The 16,670-nt window shown below is 48.8% G+C and carries 14 protein-coding genes; 1 reads left to right on the top strand and 13 read right to left on the bottom strand.

What is annotated here, in order from left to right:
• Positions 1-83: 83 nt before the first annotated feature.
• Together JT719_RS03805 and JT719_RS03800 are read right to left on the bottom strand one after the other, a co-directional pair.
• Positions 84-1,067: a pyruvate dehydrogenase complex E1 component subunit beta gene (locus tag JT719_RS03805; RefSeq protein ID WP_207431173.1), complete on the bottom strand. Its 984-nt coding sequence runs from the start codon at positions 1,065-1,067 to the stop codon at positions 84-86.
• A 133-nt stretch (positions 1,068-1,200) separates the two neighbouring features.
• Entirely contained in the window at positions 1,201-2,907 is a 1,707-nt protein-coding gene (locus tag JT719_RS03800) for a hypothetical protein (RefSeq protein WP_207431172.1), read from the bottom strand.
• Between the two features lie 204 nt (positions 2,908-3,111).
• Between JT719_RS03800 and JT719_RS03795 the strand changes: the two genes are divergently transcribed.
• On the top strand, positions 3,112-3,330 hold the full coding sequence (locus tag JT719_RS03795) for a PspC domain-containing protein (RefSeq protein WP_207431171.1): 219 nt from the start codon (positions 3,112-3,114) through the stop codon (positions 3,328-3,330).
• On the opposite strand, the gene JT719_RS03790 is transcribed toward JT719_RS03795, so the two are convergent.
• The 11 genes from JT719_RS03790 to JT719_RS03740 all read right to left on the bottom strand — a co-directional run bounded on the left by JT719_RS03790 (position 3,295) and on the right by JT719_RS03740 (position 16,642).
• Entirely contained in the window at positions 3,295-4,347 is a 1,053-nt protein-coding gene (locus JT719_RS03790) for a glycosyltransferase family 2 protein (RefSeq protein ID WP_242693069.1), read from the bottom strand. The genes JT719_RS03795 and JT719_RS03790 overlap by 36 nt on opposite strands.
• Positions 4,337-4,672 carry a YbaB/EbfC family nucleoid-associated protein gene (locus tag JT719_RS03785; protein WP_207431170.1) on the bottom strand — a complete coding sequence of 112 codons (336 nt, stop codon included), beginning with the start codon at positions 4,670-4,672 and terminating at the stop codon, positions 4,337-4,339. Before JT719_RS03785 ends, JT719_RS03790 begins: the two co-directional genes overlap by 11 nt.
• Positions 4,673-4,854: 182 nt before the next feature.
• A complete protein-coding gene (locus tag JT719_RS03780; protein ID WP_207431169.1) occupies positions 4,855-5,895 on the bottom strand; it encodes an acyltransferase family protein in 1,041 nt (346 codons plus the stop codon).
• Between the two features lie 158 nt (positions 5,896-6,053).
• The gene (locus tag JT719_RS25510) at positions 6,054-7,580 is read right to left on the bottom strand and encodes a T9SS type B sorting domain-containing protein (protein ID WP_207431168.1); all 1,527 of its coding nucleotides are present in this window, start codon (positions 7,578-7,580) and stop codon (positions 6,054-6,056) included.
• A 113-nt stretch (positions 7,581-7,693) separates the two neighbouring features.
• On the bottom strand, positions 7,694-9,199 hold the full coding sequence (hutH, locus tag JT719_RS03770) for a histidine ammonia-lyase (RefSeq protein WP_207431167.1): 1,506 nt from the start codon (positions 9,197-9,199) through the stop codon (positions 7,694-7,696).
• Positions 9,199-10,581 carry a histidine--tRNA ligase gene (gene hisS, locus JT719_RS03765; protein ID WP_207431166.1) on the bottom strand — a complete coding sequence of 461 codons (1,383 nt, stop codon included), beginning with the start codon at positions 10,579-10,581 and terminating at the stop codon, positions 9,199-9,201. Before hisS ends, hutH begins: the two co-directional genes overlap by 1 nt.
• A 165-nt stretch (positions 10,582-10,746) precedes the next feature.
• Entirely contained in the window at positions 10,747-11,643 is an 897-nt protein-coding gene (locus JT719_RS03760; RefSeq protein ID WP_207431165.1) for an O-antigen ligase family protein, read from the bottom strand.
• A 364-nt stretch (positions 11,644-12,007) separates the two neighbouring features.
• Positions 12,008-13,123, bottom strand: a complete 1,116-nt coding sequence (locus JT719_RS03755) for a glycosyltransferase family 4 protein (RefSeq protein WP_341350738.1) — start codon at positions 13,121-13,123, stop codon at positions 12,008-12,010.
• A gap of 75 nt (positions 13,124-13,198) precedes the next feature.
• Entirely contained in the window at positions 13,199-14,293 is a 1,095-nt protein-coding gene (locus JT719_RS03750) for a glycosyltransferase family 4 protein (RefSeq protein ID WP_207431164.1), read from the bottom strand.
• Positions 14,294-14,300: 7 nt separating this feature from the next.
• A complete protein-coding gene (locus JT719_RS03745) occupies positions 14,301-15,611 on the bottom strand; it encodes an O-antigen ligase family protein (RefSeq protein WP_207431163.1) in 1,311 nt (436 codons plus the stop codon).
• Positions 15,608-16,642, bottom strand: coding sequence for a glycosyltransferase family 2 protein (locus JT719_RS03740; RefSeq protein ID WP_207431162.1), 1,035 nt, complete (start codon positions 16,640-16,642; stop codon positions 15,608-15,610). Before JT719_RS03740 ends, JT719_RS03745 begins: the two co-directional genes overlap by 4 nt.
• Positions 16,643-16,670: the final 28 nt, after the last annotated feature.

Genomic DNA, 16,670 nt, shown 5'->3' with positions numbered 1-16,670 from the left:
ATAAAATCAGGTGCAAAATGCCTGAAAAGCAAGAGCCGACCATTTCTATAAAGGTCGGCTCTTGTTATTTATTGTGCAAAGAATTACGCTTTGGCGTAAGTAACTTCTTTCACGGCCTGGATGATGCGCTTCACGTTTGGCAAAGAGGCCTCAATCAAGGTAGGTGCGTAAGGAAGCGGAACGTCGCGGCTGGTCACGCGTTTCACCGGAGCATCCAGGTAATCGAAGGCTTGGTGCTGCACGTGGAAAGCGATCTCAGAAGAAATAGAAGCCAACGGCCACGCTTCTTCCACTACTACCAGGCGGTTGGTACGCTTCACAGACTCAATAATGGCATTGTAGTCGATAGGACGAACAGAGCGCAAATCAATCACCTCGGCTTCTACGCCGTCTTTGGCCAGTTCCTCAGCAGCTTGCAAGGCCAGTTTCACCATTTTCCCGAAAGAAACGATGGTTACGTCTTTTCCTTGGCGCTTGGTATCGGCTACGCCGATCGGAATGAGGTATTCTTCCTCTGGAACTTCGCCCTTGTCACCGTACATCAGCTCAGACTCCATGAAGATCACGGGATCGTTATCGCGGATGGCAGATTTCAGCAGGCCTTTGGCGTCATATGGGTTAGAAGGTACCACTACTTTCAAACCAGGGGTGTTGGCATACCAGTTCTCAAAGTTCTGAGAGTGCTGAGAAGACAGCATACCCGCGTTACCAGTTGGGCCTCTGAACACCATTGGGCAAGAATACTGACCACCAGACATGGACATCATCTTGGCGGCAGAGTTGATCACCTGGTCAATGGCTACCAGGGAGAAGTTGAACGTCATGAACTCAATAATAGGACGAAGACCGTTCATGGCCGCACCCACGCCAATACCGGCAAAGCCCAGCTCAGCAATAGGAGTGTCAATCACGCGCTCAGGTCCAAATTCGTCCAGCATGCCCTGGCTCACTTTGTAGGCACCGTTGTATTCGGCAACTTCCTCGCCCATCAGGAACACCTTTGGGTCGCGGCGCATTTCTTCGCTCATTGCCTCACGCAATGCCTCTCTGAATTGTATGGTTCGCATAGTAAGAATTTTCTACGTCTATCTTAGGGGTAAAATTAAGACATGCGGCACAAATAAAAAAACGCTTCTGCCGTATCTAAGCCCTTGTTTCGTTTTCAGGCTGATTTAGAGAAAACAGCCCCGAAACCAATACTCAGGGTTTCATGGCGTTGGCGAAGGACTCGGTTTTATGGTACTGCTTGAATTCCAGGTCGTCAATGGCTTTGCCGGCCAGGTCTGGTTTGGCTTTGATGGCTTGCTTTAAGTGCTCGGCCATAAGGGCTTCTTTCTGGCTGCGGGCCCCAATCACAGCCATGAGGTAGTGCGTGTTGGCATCCTGCGGATATTCCTCCAGCAGTTTTTTCCCCAGGGCCTCGGCGCCTTCGTAGTTTTCTTTCAGGAAGTACAGCAGTGTTTTGTTGAATTGGGCGGCGTAGCTGTTGCCGGCATACGTTAAGCTAATAACGGCATCGTCGTACTGGCCTACGCTCAGTTCCAATGCGGCTTTGTCTGTGAACACCTGCTGCAGCACCGGAAGCGGACCCCCCAACCGGATGGCGTAATCATAGCTTTGCAGGGCCTCCAAGGCATCGCCGTGCTGGTGGTGCGCCACGGCCAGGTTGTAGAACTGCTGGGCATTGGGTTTGCGGTGGGCGGCGTAGCGTAAGTTCAGGATGGCATTCTCCAGCAGGTTCTGCTTTACTTTTGGTTTCAGTTCCTTTTGCGCTTGGTCAAAGTACACCATGCCCAGGTTGTTCAAAGACTGCCAGTTCATGTACGTCTCCACCGCCGATTCGTAAATGCGGCGCTTCTCGGCGAGCAGGGGCGTGAGGTTGGCAGCGTACTGCATCTCCTCGGCGGTGAGGGCATCAGCATTGGCGCGGTTCTCTACAATTTTCTTAGCCAGCAGGTATATCTCGTAATCGCGGCGCAGGTTGGGTTGGTATTGAATGGTCACTTCGGCGTAGCGCAACACCGGGTACACGTACATCTCAATGTATTCATAAGCAGGCAGCGCCTGTAGTTTTTCCTCTTTCTCCGCGAATGAGCCTTTGCCGTTCACGATGTCCAGGATTTCCTGCACCTGCTCTTCGGGCAGGGCTGAGTTCTGAATTCTTCCCAGGAAAGCGTTCCAGTTTTTCTGGAGCGTCTGCAGATCAAACTTGATGGAGGAAACGCTGTTGTTGTACGCCTCAGCCTCCATTTTCTGCTTGATGAACCGCTCCACCGCTACCGCTCTTCTCGCGGATAGGTTGCGGGCGTTGGTTTCGGTTGGGTCTGGTGAATGGGTGGCCAGGATCTCTATTTTCTTTGTCTTCTGGTTAGAGAGGATAAACTCTTCCAGCATTTTCAGGTTAGTGCCGTAGCCGTGCCGAAGGGTGGCCAGTCCCTGGTCAAAATAGATTGGGAAATGCAGCGGACCCGGGGCTTCGTTCTTGAACACTTCTGGCGCGTAAGCCGGCGCATGGATGGTTTGGATCAGGTGCGGCGTAGTCAGGATTCCCTGGGCCAGTTCTTTGGCTTTGGTGTACTTTTTCCGGCCTTTTTTATCTGAGACAACTCCCTGGGCCATGAGTTGGCCTCTGATTTTAGACGGCGTGTACGGAAAGGTGAAGGAGCTCTGCATGGTAGGCTTGCCTTCCACGAAGTTGTAGTTCCCGAAATCAAAGCCCAGGGAGCCTACGTGTTCCTCAACCCCTTTTTCCGCTTTGTAGTAGATTCTGATCCCGTACCGAAATTCATCTCTGAGCAGGTTTTTGGGTAATTGCGCCTGTACTTCCACGGGCACCTGGTTTCCGCGCACCATCAATACACTGGGCTGAGCAGTAATGACCTGGCCTTTTTCGGCTTTCTTGGCCATTCTGGAGAGGGCACAGCCAGAAAATATAATTAAAACCGTAAGAAAAGAGAGTACTGAAGGAAAACGCGGAAAAATTTTGGGCATATCAAATAACAACAACAAACGTATAACTACGTTACCACACTCAGATTAGAACCATTCTAATGGGAAAGTTACGGCAGATTTTGTAATTTTATTGATCTAAGGGGTTTAACTTTTCAAAACATGAAGCATATACAGCGTTTCCTGGAAAGCCAGGCCTTTGGGGTATGTACCAGTATTGGGGAAAAGTTAGGTTTTGCGACCAGCAGCATCCGCCTGTATTTTATTTACCTGTCCTTTCTAACGTTTGGGTCGCCGGTATTGGTGTACCTGATTATGGCTTTCTGGCTAAACGTTAGAAAACACTTACGCCGGGAGCGCAGTACCGTTTGGGATGTTTAGGGCCGGAAATTCTTTCTTCCCTTTCACAAAATACTGCCAGACAACGCTTTGCTGACTCCAGCCGGTAAGCTGAACTGTGCGTTTTTTAACCGGATTTTCTTTTCTTTTTTCTTTCCAGTAGCTTTTATCAGCGAAGAAGTTCCTGTGTGCTTTCCAGATAGCCTGTACTTCTTTTAATTCTCCTTTCAGAAAGAACTGGGTGGCTGCCACTCCGTCCAGCACCAGGCGGGTATACAGAATCTTGTTTACCTCATCATCGGCTAAGTTCTTATAAAGAAGCGCGGCCCCGTTCCTAAAATTGAGAAAAGTCTTTCTTGGGTTTGATTTGTGCAACGTACCGCCGCCCACATGGTACACGGTGCTGTGGCCATTGTAATAAATCTGGTAACTCAGGTTCTGCAGGCGCCAACACAGGTCTATTTCTTCCATGTGCGCAAAGAACCGCTGCTCCAGTCCGCCTGCTTCGTGGTAAGCACTTGCCCTGATAAACAGGCAGGCACCGGTAGCCCAGAAAACCGGGGTAATATCATCGTACTGGCCTTTGTCCTCTTCCAGTGTATCAAAAAGCCGACCACGGCAGAAGGGGTAGCCGTATGCATCCAGAAAACCACCGGCGGCCCCGGCATACTCAAAATGGGTGCGCTGGTGAAAGGATTTTATTTTGGGCTGGCAAGCGGCAATAGAGGGGTTCTTCTCCAGCAGGTCCACTAAAGGATTGAGCCAGCCCGGCGTCACTTCCACATCAGAATTGAGCAGCACGTAATAGATGGCTTCCACCTGCCGAAGCGCCTGGTTGTACCCTTCGCAAAACCCCAGGTTCTCATGGAACCGAATCAGCTTTACTTGCGGGTATTGCTGTTGAAGAAAGGAAATAGAGTCATCGGTGGAGGCATTGTCTGCCACCACCAATTCAGCCTCGCCGCTGTGTTGCAATACGGAAGGTAAAAACTGCTCAAGCCAACGGCGGCCGTTCCAGTTAAGGATGACCACCGCCACAGTAGGGGAATTATAAGCCAAAGTTGCTGAGATCTAAGCCAGGAATGTTGGGCAACATGCCTTCGGTTTGTTTCTTGATTTCTTCTTTGGCGCGCTCGCCGGCTTCGTCCATTGCCTTGTTCACCGCGGCCACCACCAGGTCTGCCAGCATTTCTTTGTCGGCGGGGTTCATGAGAGACTCGTCAAATTCCACTTTCAGCAGTTTGCGGTCGCCGCTGGCCGTAGCCTTCACCATGCCGCCGCCGGCCTCTGCTGATACCGTGATATGTTTAAGGTTATCCTGGGCCTCTTTCATTTTGGCCTGCATCTCCTTCACTTTGTTCATCATCCCGAACATGTCAAACATAACGTCTCCTTTCTTTAAGTTCTTTCAAGCTAAACGCGGAATACACCCCAGAAGATACTACCCGGCGTTTTTTCTGTTACGGCGCCAAAAGTACAGCATTTTACCGGATTGGAGTAATATTTTGGAAGGTCGGTTTTCGGGCTGAAAACCTGGAATCAGACCTAAAATACTTGATGGAGAGATCAGGCAACGGGCACTAAACTCTTCTTTTTCAGCAACTGCTTCCCGAAGTAGACAGAAGGCTTTTCTATAAAGTGGTAGGTGAAATACGAGATCAGGATGGTGCCTCCTATACTGATGAGGGTAGACAAAACAACATTGTCAAAGTGTGGCAGGGTAAAAGCCAGAACCGTTGCCTGCACCAGGTAGATGGAATAACTGATTTGCCCTAGGAAAAGAAAGAAGCTGGGAAAGGAAACGGTACGGAATATAAAGCAAACGGAAAACAGAGCGTAGGCCCCAAAGAAGGCGTTTGTTACTGGCCAAAAGCTTCTGGTGCCCAGTTCGGCTGGTAAACCTTTGCCATATAGGTTAAAGTAAGTGATGGAGAAAAGTACTGCTATGGCCAAAACGATGACAGAAATCCATGCTTTGGCTGAAAGTGCGTTGGTCATGTACCGGTAGTACACAGTGCCTACAAACATGGTAGCCAGTTGAAAGCAGAGGCCCCAGCCGCTCCCAAATAAGTTCAGAACCTGAGTGCCCACTACTCCAATAAATAGTGCGCCAAGAAGGGCCAGAACCGCTAACAGAACACTTTTCTTAAGAAGCTTTACTACAAATAAACCGGTAACCATCAGGTAGAAAAGCATTTCCAGGTTCAGAGTCCAGTAGAGCCCCTGCAGCATGGGTTGGCCGGTAAACTTAGCCACCATGAGGATGTTAGCGACAATCGCGGTCAAGGAGGGGAGAGAACCTTCTATCCAGCCGAAGTAAATGAAAAGTATGGTAACAAAAATGCTGGTAAGGTAAAGCGGGAACAACCGGAAAACCCTGCTTACCCAAAACGCTTTTAAGGAATTGTTCCTCTCTAAAGATACTGGGATGATGAAGCCACTGGTAATAAAGAAGAGAGTAACCCCAAATACCCCAAATTGAAAATAGTTTGTGCAGAAGTCTGCAAATGCGGCAGATTTAGCTTCCAGCGTATGTTGCAGCATTACAGAAAAAGCCGCTATGAACCTTAAAAAGTCTAAAAACTCAAGCCGAGAAGTAGCCTTCATCTAATTTGTTATGAATGGATGATAGTAGTTGAGGTATTCAATGGAACCGGAAAAGCGGTTGAATCTATGGATACAAATGCCTTTAATTAAATAAAAAGTAAAGATATGTTCACTTTGAAGGATGCGCTTGGTTTGAGCACAAAAGTAGCGAAAAGCCATTACCGAATAAGGGTAACCGTGCCTTTCTGGGTAATACGCTTGCCGTTAACATCAACCGCTTCCATGCGGTATAGGTAGGTTTCAGGGGGAGCCGGTTTGCCGTTGTGCATCCCATCCCAACCTGCCTGCGGGTCTTTGCTCTCAAAAATAATCTGCCCCCAACGGTTCAGGACCTGGAGAGTGAATTTAGAGGCGAAAGGAGCTCCCACCGGCCGGAAAAGATCATTCAGACCATCCTGGTTAGGGGTGAAGGCCGTAGGGAAGTGAAACTGAAAGGATTGGTCAATGACCGCAGTATTGGAAAAACTGGTGTAAGAGGCATTCTGGGCCTGAGAAAGCAACCGGTAGGTTAACCGCTGGAACTTCGTCTGCGGCTTGGCATCCAAATAGTTTTGGCCTGTTACCTGGGTGCTCCAATACACATTTCCCTGATCATCCAGCAACTGCAGCGTTTGGGTGCCTACGCCGGAAGGAAAGCCTTCATAGCTGTTCCAGGTAAGCTGCACGCCGCCATCGGCCTGAAGGGTAGCCTTAAGAATGGCCGGACAAGCAGCGACACTCCGCGGTGACACCAGGTTGCAGGAATCGGTATACGCTACCTGGTAACACACGGGAGCAGATAAATTGCCTACCATAGCATCTAAGGCGTTTTTAGGTTGTTTTTCAGAAATCAGGCTGAAATTGCCCCCGTTCTGGCTCCGGTAAATAGCCTGTTCCTTGAACGTTTCCTGGTCTGGGACAATGGTTTCCAGTACTACGCGGTTCTGGAGATCGAATCCAACTACCAGCAAAGGAGCCGAGGGAGGAGTTGTGCCTCTGGTTTCCACTTGCACAGGAAGGGAAGCCGATTGTGATCCATTCTGCAGAATCGCGACAAGTTGGTAGGTGTATTGCCGGCCGCAGGCCACCTGCTCATCGGTGAAGCTGGTTTGGGTGCCCGGCAGAGTCTGGTATAGTTGCCCACCCCGTAAGAGTTGGTAGCCGGTCACCGCCCCGGAGCTTTGGTTTAGGCCCCAGGTTAAGTCATTTCTTCTATCTCCTGCCGTCACCGTCAAACCCTGGCCACAAACCGTATTGGAGACTATGTCTTCCTTTCCAGAGCAAAGATTGGTGACGCGTACCCGGTAGCAACCTTCAAGAGAGGGTACCTCAACGGTGTGCTGGCTTTGCCCAGAAGCTACGCTGTTCAGGGTTTTAACCGCCGTAAAAGTGCCCGAGGCCGTAGCTGCCCGCTCCACCACCAGGTCGTTTACACCCGTAGTCTGCAGTTGGATTTGAATAGACGACGCCTGAAGCGTTACTTTCTGCAATACCGGGGCCGAAGGTGGTGCGGCGGCTTTTACCACAAACGTGCGGCGACAGAGGTTTCCCACTCCCGTGAGCTGGGTGACCGTGTACGTGCCCGGGGTATGGAACACATGGCGGGGCGGTTGGTCAGGTACTACGCCGTCGCGGTCATCGAAATCGTAAAACTCAGTAACGTTTGGTCGGCCGGAATTGTCTTTGAACGTGATGGTTTCGTTCACACAAAAAGTTGTTACGGGTTGGTTCTGCTCATTAAAGGCCAAAAAGCATTGGGCTTGCACGCCCGAGCTCAGAAAGATGCTTAACCCAAAAAGCAGAAGTACAAACCGTTTTCTCACGTCATCAAGTCGTCAAAAGGGAAATCCTGGATAAATCTGATGCTTTTCTCTATGTCTGGCTGCAGCACCCGGTCCTGTTCCAGCGGGGCCACCTGCGCCCGGTAAGCAGCCACCACTTTCTCCAAAGACGGAGAGGTTTGCAGGGGCCTTCTGAACTCCAGCGCCTGCACGGCGGCCATCAGTTCAATGGCCAGGATGCGCTCCACATTCTGCACCACCTGGTAGGCTTTGACCGCTGCATTGGCGCCCATGCTCACGTGGTCTTCCTGCCCGTTGGATGAAACAATGGAATCTACGCTGGCCGGGGTACACAGTTGTTTATTCTGGCTAACGATGGAGGCCGCGGTGTATTGCGGAATCATGAAGCCCGAATTCAAGCCCGGCTCCTGGATGAGGAACTGCGGCAAACCCCGCTGCCCCGACAGCAACTGAAACGTACGCCGCTCAGAGATGCTGCCCCATTCGGCCAGGGCGATGCTCAGGAAATCCAGGGAGAGGGCCAAGGGCTGCCCGTGAAAGTTTCCACCGGAAAGCATCAGGTCTTCCTCGGGGAAGATGCTGGGGTTATCCGTTACGGAGTTGATCTCGGTAGTGAATACTTTCTCGGTGTACTCCAGCGCGTCTAAACTTGCGCCGTGCACCTGCGGAATGCACCGGAAAGAGTAAGGATCCTGGACCTGCGGTTTGGGTTTGTTTTGGAGCTCACTTCCGGAAAGTAGCCTTAAAATGCGATCTGCCGTATGAAGCTGGCCCGTGTGGGGCCGTATTCCATGAATCTGGGGCAGGAAAGGAGTGCTTAAACAATCAAATGCCTCCAGGGACAGCGCGGCCACCACATCGGCTGCCGCGGAGAGTTGCCGGGCACGCAGGCAAACCAAGGCTCCGTACGCCGTCATCAGCTGGGTACCGTTTAACAGCGCCAAACCCTCTTTGGCCTGCAGCCGGATAGGGTCCCAGCTGAAGATGTCCAGAATTTCGTGGCCTTTGAGCTTGAACTCCTGAAACCGGACTTCGCCTAAGCCAATCAACGGAAGGCAAAGGTGAGCCAGAGGTGCCAGATCGCCGCTGGCACCCAGCGAACCTTGCTGGTACACAATGGGGTACACCTCGCGGTTAAAGAACGCCAGCAAACGGTTCACTGTGCTTAACTGCACGCCGCTGTAGCCGTAGGCCAGTGACTGCACCTTCAGGACCAGCATGAGTTTGACCACCTCGGCGGGTACTTCCTCACCGGTGCCGCAGGCGTGCGACATTACCAGGTTGCGTTGCAGCGTTTCAAGGTTTTCCCGGGAAATAGACGTATTGCAGAGTGCCCCAAACCCGGTGTTGATGCCGTACACCGGGGCCGGAGCCGATTTCAGGTGCTGGTGCAGATACTCATGACTACGAACGATCAGCTTCTCGGCCTCCTCAGAAAGCGCCAGCGTAAATCTGTTCTTCAGAATGCCCCTGATCTCTGGAAGAGAGAGCGGATTGGTAGAAATGAGGTGCTGCCCAGCCATTATGCGGTTGCGTTGTTTTGTAGAACAGTCAAGATATTAGAAACAGCCAGGCGCTCCTGAGAGCCCGTACGCATGTTGCGCAGGTTCAGCAGACCGCTTTCCATTTCCTCAGAGCCTACCAATAGCACATACGGGATTCTTTTCTGGTCTGCGTAGGCCATCTGCTTCTTCAGTTTGGCTGATTCTGGGTACAGCTCCGCTGAAATTCCGGCTGCCCTAAGCTGCTGCAGAATAGGCAGGGAGTACCGCATGGAGGCTTCGTCAAAGTTGGAAATAAGCACCTGCGTGATGGTCTGGCTGTCCTCGGGGAAAAGTTTGAGTTCTTCCAGCACGTCAAAGATGCGGTCCACACCAAACGAGAACCCAACCCCTGATACGCCCGGCAACCCGAACATGCCGGTGAGGTTATCATACCGTCCGCCGCCGCTGATGCTGCCCATCTGCACGTTGTTCACTTTCACCTCAAAGATGCAGCCGGTGTAGTAGGAGAGGCCGCGGGCCAGGGTCACGTCCAGCTGTATTTTTGCTTTGTTTATGGTAAAACTCTCCAAAAACGCCAGCATGCTGCGGATGTCCTTCAGGCCGCGTTTCCCTTCCTCTGAGTCCAGCAGCAAGGTGTCTAACTGGGGCAGCAGATCGGCGATGTCTCCGGTGAGGTTCAGAATGGGCCGAAGGTTGTTCACCGCTTCCTCTGAGAAGTCTTTTTGCCGAAGTTCCTCGTTCACGGCTTCCTGGCCTATCTTGTCCAGCTTGTCAATGGCCACGCAGAGATCCGCTTCCCGTCCTTTGGCCCCAATGGCTTCAGCGATACCGGCCAGCAAACCGCGGTGGTTAAACTTGATGGTGAAATCGTCCAGGCCCAGGGTACTCAGAACCTCGTCCATCATCAGGATGATCTCGGCCTCGCAGAGCAGGGAATTGGTGCCTACCACGTCGGCATCGCACTGGTAAAACTCCCGGTAACGGCCCCGTTGCGGACGGTCGGCGCGCCATACCGGCTGAATCTGGTAGCGCTTGAACGGAAACGCGATGTCGTTGCGGTTCATGACCACGTAGCGCGCAAAGGGCACGGTCAGGTCATAGCGCAGCGCTTTCTCTGAGATTTTGCGGGTAAGCGGTTTATAGCCTTGCTCCAGGTCCAGGGTTGTAATCTTGTTCAGGAAATCTCCGGAATTCAGGATCTTGAATATTAGTTGGTCTCCTTCATCGCCGTACTTGCCGGTCAGCACCGAGAGGTTTTCCATGGCCGGGGTTTCCAGCGGCAGGAACCCGAACTTCTCAAACGTGCGCTTGATGACGGAAAAGATATAGTTACGTTTCACCACCGTGGCCGGCCCGAAATCACGGGTGCCCTTGGGAATGGATGGTTTTTCTTTGCTCATGCTCAAATTTCTAATGCCGCGAAGATAGCAAATTCAAGAGAGACTTGGGCGAGTCCCCGTTTTTCTGGCTTCCTGCGTTTTCGCTCCCTTTTGTAAAAGCAAAGCAGAAACCAGGAAAGAAGCATTCCAAAGAAATGAAACAAGAGGAGGATTTGAGGCTACAGCCTATTGGGTGACTGCCTGCGGAATATCGGTTTCCTGTTTTTCCTTTAAGGCAGGGGAGCTTGTTTTCTCCGCGAAAACCATAAGAGCAACCATAAACGAAAACAACAACGTGCCGTCTCTTCTTTGCAGCAATGACTCTGTGAGGCAACAAATGGTGAATACCGCTACAAAGCTAAAAAGCACGTAGTCTTTCCTGAGAAAAGCTTGTCTAAGCAGCAACAGCAGTAAAAGAATTAACGCCAGGCCCCCAAGAAAGCCCATGGAAACCCCGTGCATGAGGAACTGGTTGTGAGCATCGAACCTGGATTTTAAGCCCTCTGCAAAATCATTCTCCTGATATTTGTTTAACAGCGCCTGTCTATTATCGCCGGTGCCAACCCCCAGCACTGGGTTTTCTTTGATGATCTCCCAGGCCGAGATCCACATCATATTTCGCTCTGCCACCCCTGCATTCTGGCTGAATTTCATTTTCAGATAGGTGACTTTTTGTAGCACCAGCACGCCTACGCCAACGGTAAGAAGTACCACAATGCCTAAAGCCAGGAATTTACGGGTGACAAAAGCCCTGTACACGGCCACTAAAGCCAGGACCACCACCGTTGCCACCAAAGAAGTCCTGGAGGACAGCAGCGCCAGGAATACAAAGTAAAAAAGGCAAGCCAGCAGGTGAAATGAGAAAGGACGTTTTAAGTCTTTTTCCCAGAATCTGGACAGGAAATAGGTATGGATAATTAAGCAGGCTCCAATGTACAAACTATAATAGGGCGCGTGGAATTTGATGTTCTGCGGAAGGTAATAGGAGAAATAAACCCAATCTATCTGGGAAAAATGGCTAATCTGCTCAGGACGTTCGCCAAAATACACCAGAGAAATAGCAACAAACGCGTAAACAGACAACAGGAAACAACTGAGGCTAAAGGCCAGAAGAGCTGTATGAACCTGTTTTAAACTCAATTGCCTGTAAAACAGCACAGGAAGCAGGGGAAGAGTGACCTGGAGCACGAAAAAATCTACTCCCTCTTTTGCGTCTGAACTGTAGAAAATAGCCGCAAAACAGAGGCTGTAATAGAAAGCCAGAATTTTGAAGGTGGTGTTCCTGAAAATAGAGAAGATGCTGGTTTCCTGCTTAATCCTCTGGGCAAGAAAGAAAACAATCAACGCAAAAAGTACAACTGTTTTCAGGTTAGATCTTAGGGGAAGAGAAAAGGCGTATAAGTAAATCAGCAGGGCATAGGCCTCTTTTCTGAAGGTGTCTGTATAACTAGAAGTTTTGCTTAAGCTCATCGAATTTCTCAAATACAAACTGCCGCACCTGTTCCCTGAACCTTTTCTGGTTAAATCTTAATACGGATGATCTGATCTCGTTTTGGTCAAAAAGGTCCTGCTTTTCTTCAAAAAGTTTAACTGCCTGTTTCAGGTTTTCTTTGTCTTGCGAAGGAAAGAAAATCCCGGTCTGGGAAGTAACGGTTTCCAGTACACCTCCTTTCCCGAAAGCAATAACCGGAGTGCCACAGGCCTGGGCCTCTACCGGCGTAATCCCAAAATCTTCTTCTGCTGCAAAAATAAAGGCTTTTGCCCGCTGCAAATGATCTTTCAGTACATTGAAAGGTTGATAGCCCAATAAGCTTACGTTTGGCCCGGCCGTTGCTTTTACCTTGTTGAAATCCGGACCTTCCCCAATCACAATTAACCGCTTCTCCGGCATTTCATTGAATGCCTCCACAATAAGATCAATTCTCTTGTAAGGTACTAATCTGGAGGCAGTAAAATAGAACTCTTCTTTAGCGGGGGCAAGCGTAAAATTTTCTACGTCTACCGGCGGGTGGATGACCGTGGATTCCCGCCCGTAATTTTTCTTGATACGGCGGGCGATGTATCTGGAGTTGGCAATGAAATAGTCTACCCGGTTTACGGTGGCTACGTCCCAGGCCCTGAATCTGTGGAGAATGAGTTTCGCCAATAGGCCTTTCAGACCAGATTGTAAGCCAGATTCCTGGAGGTATTGGTGGTAAAGATCCCAGGCGTAGCGGGCAGGGGAGTGGCAATAGCAGATATGCAGTTGGTTGGCATGGGTTAAAACCCCTTTGGCAACCGCGTGGCTGCTGGAAATGACCACATCGTACCCAGAGACATCCAGCTGCTCAATGGCCAGGGGCATCAGGCAGAGATAATTCCGGTAATGTTTTCTGGCAAACGGGAGTTTCTGGATGAAGGTGGTGGTAACCTGTTTATGGAAGATGTGTTGCTTTAGATGGTCTGGCATGAAGTCAATGACGGCGAACAGATTTGCCTCAGGAAAGACCATCAGGAGCTGTTCTATGACTTTTTCAGAGCCAGAATAATCAACGAACCATTCATGTACAATCGCTACTTTCACAAACAACCAGTATCGTTTTCTGGGTTAAACAAATGAAAACCCAACCTGCCTTCTTGTAATAGAAAAATCTACCACTTAGGTAGAGCTAAGGAGTTGCTCCAAGACCAACCGGTGCTTTTCAGCAGATTGAAGCCAGGAGAACTTTGAAGAATGTTTTAGGCCTTTTTTACTTAAATCTGCCCTTATGTCTTTGTTGAGCAAGACGTATTCCATCTTGCTTTTAAGACCCTCCACATCAAGAGCATCGAAGTAAAGAGCCGCCTCGGCACATACCTCCGGAATGCTGGCGGCATTGGAGGCAATCACCGGACATCCAGAGGCCATGGCCTCTAAAGGCGGCAAGCCAAACCCCTCGTACACCGATGGAAAAACTGACAAAGATGCGCATTTATAAAGTAATGGCAAAAGCCCATCTGGGACAAACCCAGTAAAATGAATACAAGACTGCAGGTGAGGTTGGCTTTCCAGAAACCTGAACACTTCCACTTCTGGCGTCAAAAATCCTTCTTTCTTTCCAACAATCACAAGGTGAATGGTGTCACGAATGCTAGGAGAAAGACCTGCATAAGCTTTGAGCAGGGTAATCAGGTTCTTGTGGGGCTTCACATTGCCCACGTACAAAATGTAATTCTCGGGGAGGGAAGGAAGAGTTGACCTCAGGGTTTTTACCTCATTTTCTGAAAACGAGGCGTTAAACAGATTTTCATCAACCCCATTGTAAATGACCTTGATTTTATCCTGAGGGCATTTGGTGTACTTGATAATTTCTTTCTTTGAAAATTCAGAGACGGTGAAAACCCTATCTGAAAGCCTCACCGCAGAATTCAAGAGCACCGTAGCATATGCCTTCTGGGCAACAGACAAGGTGTGTTTATATGCCAGATGATACGTGTCATGGATGGTGACCACCCTTTTTCTGGCCCTAACAGGTAAAAGTGGAATGTTGTATTGAGGAGACCAAAAAACATCTGAGGGAGGCACCTTAGAGAAAAGCTCCAGCTGTTCTTTTAGAGAGTAAATGGGAGAATTAACCGGAATAAAAGCAATAGGAAAATCCTTTAACAGCCCGCTTAGTTCTTCTTCCTTTCCTAAAACAGTGACCTCAAAGTGTTGGGTGAGAAAAGGGATCATGTGCTTCAGGTAAACACCTATGCCTGAAGAATGAATCATTCTGGAATCAATGGCTAAGGACGGCATTTGGGTTCCTTTTTGTGATGAGACGCAGTGCCATGATTAGGCCAAACAAGATCCAGTATAAGATAAAGTTTACTCTCCCAATAAATGCAGAGTTGATGAAAGAAGCGGCATAGAAATAGACGCTTACTCCCAGGAAGGCTAAGCAAAGCTGTTTTAGGAGGATAGAATTTGTTTTAAAAAGTACTTGTAACGCGTACAATAGGCAGAAAACGTAAAATAATAGATAGAGTATGCCTAAAGGCACTCCATTCTCCAGGAACATCTGAAACCAGTATCCATCGGTGATAATCACATTTTCCGGATCCCCAGACGGTCCTTGGGAACCTACTCCAGACCCGGCTAGATAGTGCTTTTTCAAATAAATGATGGAATTATCAATCATACTAAAGTGCCCCTCGTTGGAGGAGATGGTACTCGCTTCACGCCCCGTAAGCCGCTTAACAATGAAGGTGTCTTTGTATTGAAAACCAAGAACCAGGAGAACAGAGAGTAGTATAGAAGTTATTGCAAATAGCTTAATGGTATATAATAAGGTAAATCTACCGTAGTATAGCACCAGAATAACACTCCCGGATAGGAAAAAGCCTATCATAGTTGCCCTGGTAAAGGTTAGAATGTTGGCAGTAAGAATAAGGCATAGAAACAGCAGATAAACTTTCTTTTTGTGGGTGATATATTTGGTAAATACAAGGCAAAACAAAAAGAGAGTGAGGCTGGCAAATATGATGGTATTGCCCACCAATGCGGTAGGCCTTATTATTTCCTGCTGGTAGAACATGAACGCGCCCTCGCCTTTAGGCGCTAAAAAGGATAAAGGAAGGCTTGAGGCAAAAGTATACTGGAAAATTGCGTACAAACACAAAATCAATCCTGCCCCTAGCAAGATGTGAATGCTTCTGGATATATATCTTTCCTTTTGGAATAAAAGAGGGATATATATAACAGGTAGACAGTAGAACAGATTGTTGCGCAGTCCAGATATCCTTTCCTTTATTGAATTCTCATCTACAAAGAAGATTTTGCCTAAGGTTAACAGCAAAAGAAACGCCCAGAAAGCGGCAATCAGTAAGTATTCTCGGTCTATTTTCCGGCCATAAATGTAAAAGAATGTGAATACCAGAATGATATGTATTAACTGAAAAACAATGAGCAAGTCTACGAGTAAAGTACCTAAATTAAGAAAAGAGGGAGAAAGGAAGTTCTTGATAAAGCCACTGAACAGGAGTGTGATGATAGAGCAAACCACCACGCAGTAGGATAAGGAGATTTTAGAACTAAAAGTAACCTTCATTTTGTAAGCCCAATTAGACTGATTGCCCGGAAGGCTCTCTTGAATTGCAGTCTCCCCAGCCGTAGTAAAACCGAAGCCATCAAAACCGTGTATAGCTGAAGCTTTCTTTCTGGGTAGAATTTCCTGAAAAAGATGATTTTGCTTCTTAGTCCATGGTAATCGGCCAGATCGCTTTTCTTCTTGCCAGCAGAACTTGACCCAATAGACTTGCCTTCCTTGTGGTAAACTTTGCTGGTTGGTACGTAGCCTAGCCGGAAACCTGCTTTTTCCCCTCTTTTTGCCCAATCTAATTCTTCAAAGTAAAGGAAATAATCTTCGCTCAGGAGACCAACTTCTTGGATCAGCTTTTTGGAAACAAAGAGAGAGGCCCCCACTACATAGTCCTGAGCTGGACTTTCTGGTTGGCTGGAGGGTAAGTCTTGAAGGCCTTCCGCCAGATGGCTGGTGGTTAAGTAGGTAAGGTTTAGTTTGCCCCCAATAGCTTGGATTATATCTGGTTGGTGGTAATACAGGAGTTTAGAGCCCCAAATTCCTATTTTCTTTCCATAAGACAAATCCTTTTGGGCTTCCAGAACCAGTTGGGTTAGGCTGTCAGGGGCAACAACCGTGTCGTTGTTCAATATCCACAGGAAGTCTGGCGCAAAGTAGTGAATGGCATACTTGATTCCGATGTTATTGCCGCCCGCAAAGCCCAGGTTCTTTCCCGCCTGAATGGTAGTGATGAAACTCCCTTCCTGGATAGGAGACGGCCATTCAGTACCTGCCGAGACAGTTTCATGGTTATGAAAAGAATCAATTACTTTTCGATCTGAATAGAAATTGCTATTGCGGTGATCACAGTTTTGCAGCCACTGTTCAATATGGTCTAATGAATTGTCAGAAGAATGGTTGTCTACAATGATGATAGAAAAAGACTGGTAGTCTAACTTAAAAAGACTGGTTAGACACTCAATGGTATCCTGATAGCCATTATAATTCAGCAAGATAATACTTACCCAAGGTAAGCCAGTAGTATTATGCATGTTGCTCATGGCGTATGATTTGAAAGGAGGGAGAACC

It is taken from the genome of Sabulibacter ruber, assembly GCF_017355955.1.
GTDB classification, from domain to species: Bacteria; Bacteroidota; Bacteroidia; order Cytophagales; family Hymenobacteraceae; genus Nibribacter; species Nibribacter ruber_A.
The sequence above is the reverse complement of the archived record's forward strand: the minus strand, read 5'-3'. Positions and strand labels throughout refer to the sequence as shown.

Excerpts from the sequence above, each read along its gene's own strand:
- JT719_RS03805 (WP_207431173.1), bottom strand. The coding sequence starts at position 1,067 with ATGCGAACCATACAATTCAGAGAGGCATTGCGTGAGGCAATGAGCGAA.
- JT719_RS03800 (WP_207431172.1), bottom strand. The coding sequence starts at position 2,907 with ATGGCCAAGAAAGCCGAAAAAGGCCAGGTCATTACTGCTCAGCCCAGT.
- JT719_RS03795 (WP_207431171.1), top strand. The coding sequence starts at position 3,112 with ATGAAGCATATACAGCGTTTCCTGGAAAGCCAGGCCTTTGGGGTATGT.
- JT719_RS03785 (WP_207431170.1), bottom strand. The coding sequence starts at position 4,672 with ATGTTTGACATGTTCGGGATGATGAACAAAGTGAAGGAGATGCAGGCC.
- JT719_RS03780 (WP_207431169.1), bottom strand. The coding sequence starts at position 5,895 with ATGAAGGCTACTTCTCGGCTTGAGTTTTTAGACTTTTTAAGGTTCATA.
- hutH (WP_207431167.1), bottom strand. The coding sequence starts at position 9,199 with ATGGCTGGGCAGCACCTCATTTCTACCAATCCGCTCTCTCTTCCAGAG.
- hisS (WP_207431166.1), bottom strand. The coding sequence starts at position 10,581 with ATGAGCAAAGAAAAACCATCCATTCCCAAGGGCACCCGTGATTTCGGG.
- JT719_RS03750 (WP_207431164.1), bottom strand. The coding sequence starts at position 14,293 with ATGATTCATTCTTCAGGCATAGGTGTTTACCTGAAGCACATGATCCCT.
- JT719_RS03745 (WP_207431163.1), bottom strand. The coding sequence starts at position 15,611 with ATGAAGGTTACTTTTAGTTCTAAAATCTCCTTATCCTACTGCGTGGTG.
- JT719_RS03740 (WP_207431162.1), bottom strand. The coding sequence starts at position 16,642 with ATGAGCAACATGCATAATACTACTGGCTTACCTTGGGTAAGTATTATC.